Origin of the sequence: Marinobacterium ramblicola (genome assembly GCF_019084545.1) — a bacterium.
GTDB lineage: Bacteria > Pseudomonadota > Gammaproteobacteria > Pseudomonadales > Balneatricaceae > Marinobacterium_D > Marinobacterium_D ramblicola.
Genome location: NZ_JAHREP010000015.1, coordinates 22,952 through 38,110, shown reverse-complemented (window position 1 = coordinate 38,110; position 15,159 = coordinate 22,952). Strand labels below are relative to the sequence as shown.

The 15,159-nt window shown below is 60.7% G+C and carries 12 protein-coding genes; 2 read left to right on the top strand and 10 right to left on the bottom strand.

Annotated features, from left to right (window positions below; all coding sequences use genetic code 11):
• The first annotated feature begins 215 nt into the window (after positions 1-215).
• Complete coding sequence (gene pnp / locus KQ940_RS12780; RefSeq protein WP_217414040.1) at positions 216-2,321, top strand: polyribonucleotide nucleotidyltransferase; 2,106 nt, start codon at positions 216-218, stop codon at positions 2,319-2,321.
• A gap of 103 nt (positions 2,322-2,424) precedes the next feature.
• Here pnp and KQ940_RS12775 read toward each other — a convergent pair whose 3' ends face one another.
• From KQ940_RS12775 to rsuA, 3 genes are read right to left on the bottom strand one after another with little or no spacing between them, the layout of a single operon-like run.
• Positions 2,425-3,093, bottom strand: coding sequence for a YciC family protein (locus tag KQ940_RS12775; RefSeq protein WP_217414039.1), 669 nt, complete (start codon positions 3,091-3,093; stop codon positions 2,425-2,427).
• Positions 3,094-3,114: 21 nt separating this feature from the next.
• Positions 3,115-4,152 carry a class I SAM-dependent methyltransferase gene (locus tag KQ940_RS12770; protein ID WP_217414038.1) on the bottom strand — a complete coding sequence of 346 codons (1,038 nt, stop codon included), beginning with the start codon at positions 4,150-4,152 and terminating at the stop codon, positions 3,115-3,117.
• 2 nt (positions 4,153-4,154) lie between these two features.
• Positions 4,155-4,844: a 16S rRNA pseudouridine(516) synthase RsuA gene (gene rsuA / locus KQ940_RS12765; RefSeq protein ID WP_217414037.1), complete on the bottom strand. Its 690-nt coding sequence runs from the start codon at positions 4,842-4,844 to the stop codon at positions 4,155-4,157.
• A 115-nt stretch (positions 4,845-4,959) separates the two neighbouring features.
• Here rsuA and KQ940_RS12760 point away from each other — a divergent pair, with 115 nt between their 5' ends.
• Complete coding sequence (locus KQ940_RS12760) at positions 4,960-5,793, top strand: 6-carboxytetrahydropterin synthase (protein WP_217414035.1); 834 nt, start codon at positions 4,960-4,962, stop codon at positions 5,791-5,793.
• Between the two features lie 3 nt (positions 5,794-5,796).
• Here KQ940_RS12760 and KQ940_RS12755 read toward each other — a convergent pair whose 3' ends face one another.
• The 7 genes from KQ940_RS12755 to KQ940_RS12725 all read right to left on the bottom strand — a co-directional run bounded on the left by KQ940_RS12755 (position 5,797) and on the right by KQ940_RS12725 (position 15,128).
• On the bottom strand, positions 5,797-7,965 hold the full coding sequence (locus tag KQ940_RS12755; protein ID WP_217414034.1) for a DUF6351 family protein: 2,169 nt from the start codon (positions 7,963-7,965) through the stop codon (positions 5,797-5,799).
• A 136-nt stretch (positions 7,966-8,101) separates the two neighbouring features.
• The gene (locus KQ940_RS12750) at positions 8,102-9,283 is read right to left on the bottom strand and encodes an acetyl-CoA C-acetyltransferase (RefSeq protein WP_217414033.1); all 1,182 of its coding nucleotides are present in this window, start codon (positions 9,281-9,283) and stop codon (positions 8,102-8,104) included.
• Positions 9,284-9,536: 253 nt separating this feature from the next.
• A complete protein-coding gene (gene panC, locus KQ940_RS12745) occupies positions 9,537-10,385 on the bottom strand; it encodes a pantoate--beta-alanine ligase (protein WP_217414163.1) in 849 nt (282 codons plus the stop codon).
• 4 nt (positions 10,386-10,389) lie between these two features.
• The gene (panB, locus tag KQ940_RS12740; RefSeq protein ID WP_217414032.1) at positions 10,390-11,184 is read right to left on the bottom strand and encodes a 3-methyl-2-oxobutanoate hydroxymethyltransferase; all 795 of its coding nucleotides are present in this window, start codon (positions 11,182-11,184) and stop codon (positions 10,390-10,392) included.
• A gap of 33 nt (positions 11,185-11,217) precedes the next feature.
• A complete protein-coding gene (gene folK, locus KQ940_RS12735) occupies positions 11,218-11,709 on the bottom strand; it encodes a 2-amino-4-hydroxy-6-hydroxymethyldihydropteridine diphosphokinase (RefSeq protein WP_217414031.1) in 492 nt (163 codons plus the stop codon).
• Positions 11,702-13,159, bottom strand: a complete 1,458-nt coding sequence (gene pcnB / locus KQ940_RS12730) for a polynucleotide adenylyltransferase PcnB (protein WP_217414030.1) — start codon at positions 13,157-13,159, stop codon at positions 11,702-11,704. The genes folK and pcnB overlap by 8 nt, the downstream gene beginning before the upstream one ends.
• A 580-nt stretch (positions 13,160-13,739) precedes the next feature.
• A complete protein-coding gene (locus KQ940_RS12725; RefSeq protein ID WP_217414028.1) occupies positions 13,740-15,128 on the bottom strand; it encodes a sigma-54-dependent transcriptional regulator in 1,389 nt (462 codons plus the stop codon).
• Positions 15,129-15,159 lie beyond the last annotated feature (31 nt).

The window sequence follows — 15,159 nt, the reverse complement described above, 5'->3', positions numbered from 1 at the left end:
TACCGGGGGGCCATACACTGTATGGCCCCTGTCTTATGCGGCGTTTCCGATATCTGGACGACAGGTATCACAACAATCCGGTATCCCGGGGTGTTATCGATCATCGAGCCCGTACTCAATTGCCTATCCGCGGGTAGTCAACTGAGTACAGGCTATACAGAAGGCATGGTTGAGCACTCGCGAGTTACCGTTCACACAACTCCAAGGAGTAAACCGTGCAAGCGATTACTAAAACATTCCAGTACGGCAACCACACAGTCACCCTCGAAACCGGCAAGGTCGCCCGTCAGGCCACCGGTGCCGTCATGGTTACCATGGGCGGTGTACAGGTGCTGTGTACCGTTGTCGGCGCCAAGGAAACCAAAGAGGGACAGGATTTCTTCCCGCTCTCCGTACACTATCAGGAGAAGTACTACGCCGTAGGCCGTATCCCGGGTGGCTTCTTCAAGCGTGAAGCACGTCCGTCCGAGAAGGAAACCCTGACCTCACGTCTGATCGACCGTCCGATCCGTCCGCTGTTCCCGAAAGGCTTCATGAACGAAGTGCAGGTGATCTGTACCGTCATGTCCGCCGACAAGGTCAACGATCCGGATATCGCAGCGATGATCGGTACCTCGGCGGCGCTGGCAATCTCCGGTCTGCCGTTCATGGGCCCGATCGGCGGTGCCCGTGTCGGTTTCACCGAAGCGGAAGGCTACATCCTGAACCCGACCTACGAGCAGCTGGCCACTTCTGAGCTGGACATGGTCGTGGCCGGTACCGGCGATGCGGTACTGATGGTTGAGTCCGAAGCCAAGGAGCTGACCGAAGACGAGATGCTCGGCGCCGTGCTGTTTGCGCATCAGGAGATGCAGGTGGTGGTCAACGCCATCAACGAACTGGTCGCCGAAGCGGGCAAGCCGAAGTGGGATTGGCAGCCGGCAGCGAAAAATGAGGCGCTGATTGCCCAGGTCCGTGAACTGGTCGGTGCCGGCATCGCCTCTGCTTACCAGATCGCCGATAAGATGCAGCGTCAGAACGCCCTGTCCGAACTGCGCAGCCAGGCGGTTGAAAGCCTGTCCGGCAGCGAAGAGGGACAGCCGAGCGGCAAAGAGGTGGCCGGTATCTTCAGTTCGCTGGAGAAAGAGATCGTGCGTAACCGCATCATCGACGGCGAGCCGCGTATCGACGGTCGTGACACCAAGACCGTGCGTCCGATCAGTGTCGAGATCGACCTGCTCAAAGGCGTACACGGTTCCGCCCTGTTCACCCGTGGCGAGACCCAGTCCATCGCGACCTGTACCCTGGGTACCAGCCGCGATCAGCAGATCATCGATGCGCTGGAAGGCGAGCGTAAAGATCCGTTCATGCTGCACTACAACTTCCCTCCCTACTCCGTCGGTGAAGCGGGTCGTATGGGCGGTGCCGGTCGTCGCGAGATCGGTCACGGTCGTCTGGCCCGTCGCGGTGTTGCCGCGGTGCTGCCGACCCAGGAAGAGTTCCCGTACACCATCCGTATCGTGTCCGAAATCACCGAGTCCAACGGCTCCAGCTCCATGGCCTCCGTCTGTGGCGCCTCGCTGTCGATGATGGACGCCGGTGTGCCGCTGAAGGCACCGGTGGCCGGTATCGCTATGGGTCTGGTGAAAGAGAACGACCGCTTTGCGGTGCTGACCGATATCCTCGGTGATGAAGATCACCTGGGCGATATGGACTTCAAGGTTGCCGGTACCGAAGCGGGCGTGACCGCCCTGCAGATGGATATCAAGATCACCGGTATCACCGAAGAGATCATGGAGATCGCACTGGAGCAGGCGTGCGAAGCGCGCAAGCACATCCTGCAAGAGATGGCCAAGGTGATCGGTTACTCCCGTCCGGAGCTGCCGGATAATGCACCGGCGATGCAGCTGATCAAGATCAACCCGGAGAAGATCCGTGACCTGATCGGCAAGGGCGGCGCCACCATCCGTGCGCTGACCGAAGAGACCGGCGCCATGATCGATATCGAAGATGACGGCACCGTACGCATCTACGCCGACGACAAGGCCAAGGGCAAGGCAGCGCTGGATCGCGTCATGGCGATCACCGCCGAAGCTGAAGTGGGCAAGATCTACGAAGGTAAGGTGGTACGCATCGAAGACTTCGGTGCCTTCGTCAACATCCTGCCCGGCAAGGATGGTCTGGTGCATATCTCCCAGATCGCCAAGGAGCGTGTCAACAAGGTCACCGATTTCGTCAACATGGATGACGTGGTCAAGGTCAAGGTGCTGGATGTGGATGTACGCGGCCGCATCAAGCTGTCGATGAAGGACCTGGAAGAGGACGAGTCAGTCTCCAACTAAGACTGGCCGGCCATGAAAAAGCCCTCGCAAGAGGGCTTTTTTGTGTCTGTCGCTTTCGCCGGATAGCTTTTACTGCTACCCGCCGAATCAGCTAGTCGGCAGCTTAGGTGCGCTGTTCCTGGCGAATCACGCAGTAGATGCGAAAGCCGTAGATGGTGACCAGAACGCTGAGGAAGTCGAACAGGATCGAGCTCAGTGCAACCAGCAGTGTCTGATCGCCGAAGGCGCGGGTCAGGCTGATGTTGGCCAGGAACAGGCCGCCCATCAGCAGCGCCAGGCCCTGGAACAGAACCCAGAAGTACTCTGGCGTAATCTCCCAGCTGTTGCGCATGGCGTCGATAGGGCTGCGACGCTCAAGTACACAGGCATAGTCAGCTACGGCGAAGCGCACGCCGAAGTACACCCCGGGGACGATCAGCAGCATCAGTCCCAGTGACACCGCCAGTGCGTTGAGCACATAGGTCAGCAGCAGCCGGCCCCAGCAGCCCAGGCTGCTCAGCACCGCAGTCAGTGGGTGAACGGGCCTGTCGTCGATCACCGACTGCAGGTAGATGATGGTACCACCCAGATAAAGCGGCAGCAGCAGCAGGCGGAGCAGTGATGCCAGGCCGGTGTTCATCTGCAGCTCCGGGTCGCTGGTATCGCTGAGATCCCCAAGCAGCAGGTAGTTGGCGAAGGCGAGCAGGATCAGGAACGGCAGCTGTATCGCCGCCAGCGCCAGTAGATGCTGACGAAAGAAGAACAGCGTCTGACGCAGATAATCGAAGGCCATAACTCTCCCGGTGAGTGAACGCTAAAGTGCTTGGCTTAAGTGTATGAGTTTAAAGTGACCATTATCGGCATGGCAGCGGATCTGCGCAAACCGGCCCTGAGCCTTTCGCTCCAGCGGAATATGCAGATTGACCACGAAACAGGCGCTGCCCCCCGGCGCGAGCAGGCGGCGGGTCTGCTCCAGAAAGCGGTCGGTCAGATCCCCCTCGACACCGAAACCGGCGTGGAACGGCGGGTTGCACATAATGGTATCGAAGCCGGGCTGAAGCTCCCTGCCCGCGTCGCTGGCGATCACCTCGCCGTGCAGGTCTCTGTGCGCCAGGTTCTCCCTGCAGGCGTAGAGTGCAGCGGCGTTATTGTCGGTGCAGGTCAGCAGGGTATCGGAATCACAGGCATTCAGCGCCAGGTAGCCGAAGCCGCAGCCCAGGTCGAGTACGCGTCCGCGCAACGGCAGGGGCTGGCCCAGCATCGCCGGTAACTGCTCAAGCAGAAACGCGCTGCCGCGGTCGACCTTGTTCCAGCCATAGAGTCCGGGCTTGCTCAGGTAGGGCTCGCCGGCATCCAGTGCCAGCGGGCGCAACTGGCGGTATTGCTGGTCTTCGAGCGGTTCATCGGTTGCGCTGCCGCGTGTGAGCACAGCACGCCAGGCCGAGCCCTGCTTACGCTCCTCGCGAGTGCCGCCGAGACGTTGCTGCGCCTTGCGACTGTAAGTTTTGATCCCTTCACTCTTGTCGCCGATCAGGATCAGCTCGCCCTCGGTTTGCAGCAGTCGTGCGGCCTGGTTGATCAGGTAGTGCACCACCGGCTTCTCCTTGGAGACACGGTAGATGATTCGCTGCAGCGAGTTGTCCGGGTACCTGCTGAGGTCGAAGTCGCTGAACTCCGTCGTCCAGCCCCGGGCGCTGAGTGCCTGGATCAGGTCGAAACGGTTGCCGATCACCTCAAACCCGGGCTGTGCCGGGCACAGGTCGGCGGGAATATTCTCGTCGACCAGCCAGAGTGTACGTTCGCTCCTGTGGCGAAGGTCCTGAAGCAGTAGATTGAGTACGGGATCGGTCATGGTCAGATGCTGTTGATCTCGTCGTCGGTCAGAGCTCGGTATTCGCCGGGGAACAGGTTGTCGTCGAGGACGATGGCGCCGATGCTTTCGCGGTGCAGGCTGGTGACCCGGTTACCGAGGGCGGCGAACATCCGCTTGACCTGGTGGTAGCGCCCCTCATGCAGCACCACGCGTGCCTCGGTATCGCTCAGCAGCGTCAGCTCCGCGGGCTTGGTCGGAAAGGGTTCGCTGTTGAGCTTGATCCCGCTGGCAAATTTGTCCACCGCATCTGCCGGTATCGGATCTGCGGTGGTCACCCGATAGACCTTGCCGGTCTTGTGCCGCGGTGAGGTGACCTTATGTGCCCATTTGCCGTCGTCGGTGATCAATACCAGACCGGTGGTGTCAATATCCAGGCGGCCGGCGATATGCATCTCCTCGGCCCGCGGCAGCTCCACCGGCGACAGCACCGTCGGATAAGTCGGGTCGTCGTTGGCGCAGACTACCCCCTCGGGTTTGTACAGCATCAGGTAGCGCGGCTCGGGCTTATCCATCGCCAGGCCGTCGAGCTCGACGCTGTCACTATCCTGTATATGGCGGGCCGGGTTGCGTTCGGGGTCGCCGTTGACGCGCACCTCATCGGCGTGCAGCAGGCGTTTGACCTCCTTGCGGGAGAAGCCGGTCGCTTTGGCGAGATATTTATCCAGTCGCATTGGGGTAATCGTTCGTTGAAAAGCGGCTAGTATAGCGAAGTGAGTGCTGATTTCTTAGATCTTGACCATATTGATAGGGTAAAATAACGCCCCTTTCATCCCTGACGAGGCCGCCGTGAAGCTGTTTGTTGAAAACCTGACCCATGTCGATTTCTCCTATATCGATCCGCAACGCGGATTGCTGGGCGAGTCCTGGGCGGTCAATCTGGTGCTGGACGGCGCGCTGGATCAGCAGGGGATGATCTGTGACTTCGGCACGGTCAAAAAGCGGGTCAAGCAGTGGCTGGACAACACTGTTGACCACTGTCTGGTGGTCGCCACCGGGCTGGAAGGCCTCGACTGTGAGCGCAGTGGCGGCATCACCCGATTGCGTTGGCGCTACCCCGAGGGCGACGAACTCAGCTGCAGTGCGCCGGATCAGGCGATCGCACTGGTCGAGCTGGAGCGCATCGATGAGCAGGGGTTGGCCGGTTGGTGTCGGGAGCAGCTGCTGGCGCTCTTTCCCGAGCAGGTCAGCGGGGTGCAGCTGGAATTTGTCGCCGAGCGGATCGATGGCGCTTTCTACCACTACAGCCATGGCCTGCAGCAGCATGCCGGCAACTGTCAGCGTATCGCCCATGGCCATCGCTCCCCGATTCAGCTGCTGCGCAACGGTCGGCGCGACACTGAACTTGAGGCGCAGTGGGCGGACAAGCTGAAAGATATCTATATCGGCAGCCGCGATCATCTGCAGCAGCTGGGTGAAACTCACCTGTATATCTACGATGCACCCCAGGGCCATTTCGAGCTGAGCCTGCCCGCTCGCTGCTGCTACGATATCGACACCGAGTCGACGGTGGAGCGCATCGCCGAGCACCTGGCGCAACAGATCAAGCAGGCTTATCCACAGGATGCCATCGAGGTGCGCGCGTTCGAGGGCATAGGCAAGGGCGCCATCGCCACCGCTTGAGCTTCAATCGGGCTGGCCGATTCCGGATTGGCCGATGCCTGATTGAGTGTAGTCGCATACCCCCTGTGGAAAGATCTGCTTCAGCCGGGCCCGGTATGGGGTCATATCGACAGGCGCATAGTCGCCGCGAGCCAGAGCACCGTCCACGTCGATCAAACGGCACTTGAACAGGTCGCCACGCAGATCTTCGCCGGCCTGGCTGCGTGAGGTGCCGTAGATCGGATAGAACTGCATACAGGCGCCTGTACGCTGCGCGTTCCACTCGCCATCCCAAACATCAGGCCCCGACGCGATCAGGCTGCCGTCGCCGCGATAGCAGCGGTCCTGTGCCTCGGCGGGGCGTTCGTCACGCTGCAGCCATCGGGTCAACAGCTCGAGCGCCCCATCGATCGGTGCGTGGGGTTTTTCGGTCACCCAGATCAGCTGTTTCTCCTCCCTCCCGGCACGCTGCAGGCGCAGGCGGCTGCTGAACGCGGCGCTCAGATGGTGCATATCCAGCTCCGGCTCCAGGTAGTGGCGCAGGTCGATAATCGGAATATCGAGGTTGCCGGTGAACACCAGACCTGAGCGGAAGGCGGCCGCGATCGCCTCGGGTGAAGCGGTGCTGCGTTGTGCCGGCGTGCGACCGCGATCCGGCGACAGCTGCATGTTGTGGTGACTCCAGGGACTGAATTCGAACAGGCTGCTGCCATTGATGCGCCAGTAGCGTTCGGCACGCATCTCCTCCGGCGCTTTCCAGCCGCCGATGTTGGCGTTCAGGTGCAGAAAGGTCTTCGGGCTTATCTCAGCGGCACGCAGTGCTCGTAAACCGTACTGCACACCCACATTGTCCCAGGTCTGCAATGCGTAGCCATCGGCGCCGCTGCCGAAGATGTGGCGCAGGTCCTCCCAGTAGGTCCAGTCGATACGCTGCTGCAGGCGTTTCGAAAATCGCGGGTAGAAGTGGATAAAGCGCGGATTGTTGACCAGGGCGGTGAGGCCACGCCAGCCATGCACGCACTCGCTGGTGCCCAGGGGGAAGCGGGGCAGGCTGCCGTGCACCAGCATCGCCAGTTCATAGACCCAAGTGCGCTCGTCCTCAATGCCCGCCAGCGCGTTGAGGCCCTCTATCTGGCGCCGTTCGGGCCAGTTCCAGTAGCCACGCGCCAGTTGATCGAAATAGTACTCCAGCAACTCGCAATCGAAGACGTAGATCGTCTGCGTTAACATGTCGGGATAGGCGTACAGGGCAACCCCGGCATCAAGCAGCTGACTGCCGTTCTGGCCGATCAGGTACTGCTGAATGGCGCCGCCGGATCCGCCGATGCCGAGGGTATAGCGGGGCTTGCCGTAGCGGGCGATGAACTGATGCTTGACCCTCAGCGCGGTCTCTTCCGACAGCCAGATATTGTAGTGGTTGGAGGTGTGGTTGCCGGTTGAGCTGGCGATCGCGTAGCCGCGGCGCAACTGCTCGATACGCCGCTCGGCCATGTCGGCTACCCCCATCCGTCCCTGGCGAAAGCCGATACCGACACCACCTTTGAACTGGTAGATCAGATCGCCGTTCCAGTAGCGCATATCCGGCGATTGAGGGGTATCGTCGGGACCTTTTAAGGTGGTGAGGGTGTAGATGAAACGATTGATCGTGCCGCTCTCCACACGCACGATAAATTCGATGCTGGCTCCATTCAGAGTTAGTCGGGCGATATCGTCCCGTGCCTGATCGAGAGGATAGAAGCGATCGGTGCCGACGCGGTTATACAGGTAGTCGATGCGGGTCGGATAGAGGCAGTCCTTGCTGTAGCCGATGGGGCGTTGGTCCTGGCCCGCTTCCTGTTTATAGACCGGTACGCCGTAACCCTTGTGGTTGTCGACCAGCGGCTGGCCGAATCCGGCGCGCTCGCCGTCGCAGGCGAAAGGGTAGCTCAGGGGGCCGCTGTAGAGCGGTTGAAAGGGGCCTACCTGGCCTGGTTGAATCGGGTAGGGGTAGGGATCGGCGGGCCTGATCCAGTTGGACGGGTGGGGGCCCTGGTAAGAGGTCAGTTGCCCGGTGGGTCGCGGCGGTGCATCGAGTACTTTGGGCAGGTCTCCGTAACGTTGCTGGATTGCGCCTTCGCTTGGCAGCAGCAACCAGGTCGAGCCGGCGATCAGCAGTAGCAGGCCCAGCAGCAATGTGGGACGAAACAGTTTCATCACCTCTCCTCGGGCTCGTCAGCGGGCCCGGATGCAGCTCTGATAATTTAAGCTTAGCTGAGGGCGAGGAGGTGCAACGAAAACGGGCAACGGGCGGCACCAGGGCCGCCCGTTTAGGGGAGAGTTTGCTAAGGCGTTAGTCGCGCTCGATCGCCAGTGCGGTACCCATGCCGCCGCCTATACATAGGGTGGCCAGGCCTTTCTTGGCATCGCGCTTGATCATCTCGTGCACCAGGGAGACCAGGATGCGGCAACCGGAAGCGCCGATCGGATGTCCCAGGGCGATGGCACCGCCGTTGACGTTGACGATCTCGGTGTTCCAGCCCAGGTCCTTGTTCACGGACATCGCCTGGGCGGCGAACGCCTCGTTGGCCTCGATCAGTTCCAGGTCGTTGATGGACCAGCCGGCCTTTTCCAGCGCCTTGGTGGTGGCGCAGATCGGACCGGTGCCCATGATGGCAGGATCGACACCGGCGGATGCATAGGCCTTGATCCGTGCCAGCACCGGCAGCCCCAGTTCTGCGGCTTTTTCTGCCGAGCAGAGGATCACCGCGGCGGCGCCGTCGTTGATGGTAGAGCTGTTGCCCGCGGTGACGGTACCGTCCTTTTTGAATGCCGGACGCAGTTTCGCCAGCGCCTCGGCGGTGCAGCCGAAGCGCGGCTGTTCGTCGGTATCGAAGACGATCGGATCGCCCTTGCGCTGCGGGATGCTGACCGGAATGATCTCGTCCTTGAAGCGGCCGGAGGTTACGGCCGCTTCCGCTTTGTTCTGCGAAGCGGTGGCGAAGGCGTCCTGCTCTTCGCGGGTGAAGCCGTATTTCTCGACGATGTTCTCGGTGGTGATACCCATGTGGTAGTCGTTGAAGGCGTCCCAGAGGCCATCGTTGACCATGGTGTCGACCATCTTCCAGTCACCCATGCGCGCGCCGTTGCGGGAGTTGGGCAGTACGTGGGGCGACTGGGACATGCTCTCCTGGCCGCCGGCGATGATGATCTCGGCATCGCCGCAGCGGATCGCCTGAGTGGCCAGCTGCAGCGCCTTGAGGCCGGAACCGCAGACCTTGTTGATGGTCATCGCCGGTGTTTCCTGGCTCAGGCCGCCATTCAGGCAGGCCTGGCGAGCGGGGTTCTGGCCGCAACCGGCGGTGAGTACCTGACCGAGAATCACTTCATCGACAGCGGAGGGAGCAATACCGGATTTTTCCAGCAGGGCCTTGATGACCGTGGCGCCCAGATCGGATGCCTTGAGTGAAGCCAGTGATCCGTTGAAGGTGCCTACGGCCGTGCGACCGGCAGCAACGATAACGACGTCGCGCATATGTGTGCCTCTCTTAACTCAACATTATCTTGTTGTGAATCCAGCGGTCCATGCTAAAGCGATCTGATGACCGGGAGATTGCATGAGTAGCGGATAGCGAGCCAGGAACAGCCCAGCCTCGATAAATGGGTGGGTGTCAGACCTTTCTGAGTCTGCTGTAAGGCTTGACAGCCTGTCAAGCGCACAAGGATGAGACTATGGAGGGATATTTGTGAGATATATTCAGGCGCACAAAAACGGTGCGCCCGAGCTGTCATAGATCGACTTCAATATTGTCGATCAAACGGGCGGCGCCAAGATAGGCGGCGGCGATAATCACCAGCTCCCGGTCGCTCGCATTGGCGGCGAGCATATCGGAGCGGCGCAGGATATGGATGTAATCGCGCAGGAAGCCGTTGCGCTCCAGATGCTGTTGGGCATGCTCGATCAGTCGGGCATGGTCGCTGTCGCCCGCCTGCAGCGCGGCGCGCAGGTCGCAGAGCGTGGCATAGAGCGCCGGTGCGATGGCCAGCTCAGCCTCGGTCAGATAGCCGTTACGCGAGCTCAGCGCCAGGCCGTTGGCGGCACGCTCGGTGCTGACGCCGATCAGCTCCACCGGCATCGACAGATCGTCGACCATGCGACGGATGACATGCAACTGCTGATAATCCTTGCAGCCAAATATGGCGACATCGGGTTGAATCAGATTGAACAGCTTGTTGACGATGGTGGTCACACCGCGAAAGTGGCCTGGTCGGCTGGCGCCGCAGTATAGATCGGAAATGCCCGGCACCTCGACGAAGGTCTGGCCGTTGCGGCCCTGTGGATAAACCTCGGCTTCGCTGGGTGCAAACAGAAGGTTGCAACCGAACGCCTCCAGCTGTGCCTGATCCTCTGCCAGCGTACGTGGGTAGCGCTCGAGATCCTCGTTGGGGCCGAACTGCAGCGGGTTGACGAAGATCGAGGCGACCACGAAATCGGCATTGGCGACTGCGGTTTCAACCAGGCGCAGGTGGCCCTGATGCAGGTTGCCCATGGTGGGAACCAGAGCGATACGCTTGCCATTGGTGCGTTCGCTGTTCAGCCGTGAGCGCAGTTCGGCAATGGTGGTTAGGGTCTGCAGCTTGTTATTCGAATCCATGCTCTTTACTCGGGAAACTGGAGTTTCGGACCTGCTCGGCATAGAGGCGGATGGCCGCTTCGATGCTCTCGCTTTCCGCCATGAAGTCCTTGACGAATCGGGGGCGCCGTCCCGGCGTAATCCCCAGCATATCCTGAAGTACCAGCACCTGGGCATCGGTATGCGGGCCGGCGCCGATGCCGATGACCGGGATGCCCGCGTTCAGGGTGATCTCCTGCGCCAGCACCGAAGGGACACATTCGAGCAGCAGCATGCTGGCGCCGGCTTCCTCGAGCATGCGCGCATCCTCGATCATCGCCAGTGCCGACTCGCGGCTGCGGCCCTGCACGCGGTAGCCGCCCAGTTTATTCACTGCCTGAGGCGTCAAGCCCAGGTGAGCGCAGACCGGCACGCCGCGCTCGCACAGCCGGCTGATGCTGTCGCACAGCCAGCGGCCACCCTCGATCTTGATGATATGGGCGCCCGCCTGCATCAGTACGGCGGATGAGCTCATCGCCTGCTCGGCGGTGGCGTAGCTCATGAACGGCAGATCGGCCATGATCATGGCGCCTTGATTGCCGCGGGCGACACAGGCGGTGTGGTAGGCCATGTCCTTGAGGCTTACCGGCAGCGTACTGTCGTGGCCCTGGAGCACCATGCCGAGGGAGTCGCCGACCAGGATCATTTCGACACCGGCGCTACTGATCAGGTGTGCAAAGGTGGCATCGTAGGCGGTCAGCGCCGCGAACTTGTCGCCGGCGGCCTTGCGTTCGCTCAGGGTGTGCAGGGTGACGTTGCTCATACAGGCTTCTCGATTGGCGTCAGACAGGGCGGATTATAGCGGTAAGCGCTCAAGCGTGCCCATGGGGCAAAGGGCTAATAGCCCTTCCAGCGTGGTGCCATCAGGCAGTCTCAGCTCCGGGGCGATTTCGGCCAGAGGCCAGAGTACGAAGCTTCGTTCGCTCATGTAAGGATGGGGTACTTTCAGCCGTTCGGTTGCGATCGACGCGTTGCCGTACAGCAACAGATCGAGATCGAGCGTACGTGGCCCCCAGTGGCGCTCGCGAACACGCCGGTGCTGCTGTTCGATCATCTGCAGCCGATCGAGCAGCGTTTCCGCGTCCAGGCTGGTATGGAGTTCGGCCACGGCGTTGATGAAATCGGGTTGATCCTGGGGGCCGACGGGATCGGAGCGGTACAGGGATGAGCGCAGGCCGAGGCGGCAGTCGTCGAGCGCGGCGAGTTCGTCGAGCGCGCGCAACACCTGCTGTCGCGGATCGTCCAGATTGCTGCCCAGACCGATAAAGCAGCGCAGGGTATCAGTCATTGTTGGAGCTCTGACCGCTGCTCTTGCGACGGCGGCGACGTTTTTTCGGCGCGGATGAGCCCTCGCCACTGCGTCCGGCGCCGCGCTGCATCTCATGGCGTTGCTGTTCGTCGGCGTTCTGGAAATCGGTCCACCACTGACTCAGTCCATCCAGCGCTTCACCGCTGTTCTCGCGCAGTAACAGCAGGTCGTAAGCGGCGCGGAAGCGCGGGTGGGTCAGCAGCTGGTCGGCGCGATTGCGACGCGGCAGACGCTGCTGAAGCTCCCAGATCTCGCGCACAGGTGCGGAGAAGCGGCGCGGGATCGCGGTGGAGCGTACCTGCTCGGCCAGTACCTCGTTGGCCGCCTGGTGCAGACACTGCAGCGGGGGCTGGTCACGTTCGTCCAGCAGCTCCTGCAAGCGACGTTGCATCGGGTACCAAAGCAGGGCGGCAAACAGGAATGCGGGGGTGACGCTCTTGCCCTGAGCCAGGCGCCGATCGGTGTTGGCCAGTGCCTGGTACACCAGGGTCTCCACCGGATACTCCTCCGAGTCGAGCATGGCATCGGTCTGGGGGAACAGGGTGCGGAACAGGTCGAAACGCTTGAGCTGACGCAGGGAGGCTTCGCCGTGACCGCTTTGCAGCAGTTTAAGGGCTTCGTCGAACAGGCGCGCCGGGGCGATGCGAGTCAGCATTGGACCCAGTTTATGGATCGGCTGTGCCGTACCCGGCTCGATCTCGAAGCCGAGCTTGGCGGCAAAGCGGGCCGCACGCAGCATGCGTACCGGATCTTCCCGGTAGCGCGCTTCCGGATCGCCGATCATGCGGATCTGGCGCTTTTTCAGATCGGTGTAGCCGTTGGCAAAATCGTGGATGCTGTGGTCGCGGACGCAGTAGTAGAGCGCGTTGATGGTAAAGTCGCGGCGCAGGGCATCCTCTTCGATGGTGCCGTACACATTGTCGCGCAGAATCATGCCGGACTCGGCCTGGCGGCCATGTTCGCCGTCGTTGTCATCGCTGTCGTGTCCTGCACGGAAGGTGGCGACCTCGATCAGCTCCCGGCCAAAACGTACGTGCAGCAACTTGAAACGGCGCCCGATCAGACGTGAACGGCGGAACAGCTCTTCGGCCTCTTCCGGATGGGCGGAGGTGGCGACATCGAAGTCCTTTGGCTGGATGCCCTGCAGCAGGTCGCGCACGCAGCCGCCGACCAGGAAGGCATCATAGCCCTCATCCTGCAACCGGTAGACCACCTTCATCGCGTTGTCGTCCAGCTTCTGGCGCGGAATGCGGTGTTCCTCTTCCGGGATGACGCGTTTCTCGCCCAGCGGCAGATCTTCGGCGCCAAGCGGCGCAGGGGCCAGGCTGGATTCCGACTTCGGTGTTCGTCCAATCGTACGCTGGACATACAGGAAGCCCAGCAAGGGGATGGCGATAACCAGTAATAGAATAGAAAACGATGTGAGCATCAGTGCAGAGTCGCTGTCTCGAGAATAGGACAATTAAGGTGGCGCATCATAGCATCTACGCGGGGGTATCTGTAGCCCGGCGCGGTAGCTGCGACTGTGCAGTTGGCGCATGTGACAAGTATCTAAGATGAAAGCGAGAGCAGAAGAGGGGGTGAAAAGGGATCGTTGCGAGGCAGAGTAGTGGGGGTGCTGATCACAAAGTTTGGGCATCTCAAGCTGCGCGATCGGGTTATTATTTTTATTACCGACATGGCTGCATGGTCGCCGACTCTGTGACCAGCCAAGCCTCATTTTTATTGTTATTCGAGGCGGGACACCTTTCCGTTGCGACTGTTGTTATTTTTATTGCCGTCGCAGCTTCTTAGGCCGTCGTTGTTGTTGTTCTGGTCGTATATAGAGCATCAGTTGTGCCAACTTTTTTAATCTCTTTTAAAAACAACAAATTAAGAAAAACTAAAGCTGTTGATGCTATTTTTTCATCTATTCTGTTACCGGTGCATGTTACCTCGTAACACGCTTATTGCGCTGCAGCATGGGTAGATGGGTAACACTTTCGAACTGTTACCCCTCGACCTAAGTGTTACTTCCGAGGGCGTCGCGGGATACCCAGCTTTTGTCGCCGCTCCCACAGACACTTGCGGCTTACACCCAGGGTGCGTGCCAGCTCGGTTTCACTCATCTGTTCCTGGTTCTCGAGCACGAAGCGCTGGAAGTAATCATCCAGTGACAGATCGGTTCTCGCGTTGCGGTTATCCGAACGGTAGGTTGTGCTCTCTTTCAGGTTTTCCTCGTAACTGGACTCCAGGGAGCTGAGCGAGATATGGTCCGTATCCAGCCCCAGCAGTTCGGGCGAGATCTGCTCGCCATCCGCCAGGATCACCGCCCGCTCGATCGCATTTTCCAGTTCGCGCACGTTACCGGGCCAGGCGTAACTCAGCATCACTTCGCGCGCCTTGGGACTGAAGCTGAGGAGGCCAGCATCCAGCTTGCGGCAGCTGTGCTCGAGGAAGCGCTGGGCCAGCTCGATAATATCCTCGCCGCGTTCGCGCAGCGGTGGCATGCGCAATTCCATGACGTAGAGACGGTAGTAGAGGTCCTCGCGGAAATCGCCGCTCTTGGCCAGATTCTTCAGGTCACGATGGGTCGCTGCGATCAGCCGCACATTGACGCGGCGGGGCTGGACGGCGCCGACGCGGCGAATCTCGCCCTCCTGCAGAAAGCGCAGGAGACGGGCCTGGGCTTCCAGTGGCAGTTCGCCAATCTCGTCGAGGAACAGGGTGCCGCCGTCGGCGGCTTCGATCAGGCCGCTACGGCTGCTGTTGGCGCCGGTGAACGCGCCTTTTTCGTGGCCGAACAGTTCCGACTCGATCAGGGTGTCGGGAATCGCGGCGCAGTTGACGCTGATCATCGTGCGCCCGGCGCGATCGCTCTGCTCGTGAATCGCGCGGGCGGCAAGCTCCTTGCCGGTTCCCGACTCGCCAAGGATCAGCACAGTTGCGTCGGTACGCGCCACTTTGCTGATCCGCTTGAACAGCTCCTGCATCGGTTGGCAGCGGCCGATAATCTCGGTCTGCTCGTCCGTATGGCTCTGTTTCGACGCCTTGTCTGCAGGTGCTGCGGATGTCCGGTTCAGCGCGTTGGCGACCGTCGCCAACATCTCGTCGTGATCGAAGGGTTTGGCGATATAGTCGATTGCACCCAGTTTCATTGCGTCCACGGCTGAGCGCAGGCTCGCATAACTGGTCATGATCAATACCGGCACCGGGCGGGCCAGTTCGATAAGATCGGTGCCGGGGGCTCCGGGCAATCTGAGATCGCTGATGATTAGATCGAAGTCCGGCAGTTGAAACCGCTCGGTCGCCTCCGCAACCGAAGCCGCATCGCAGACCTCATACTCGTGCTTTTCTAGTAAGCGCTTGAGTGCTGAACGGATGATAGATTCATCCTCAACAATCAGAATTCGGCTCATATGGCTTGGACCCTGTATCTCATGGTCGGTA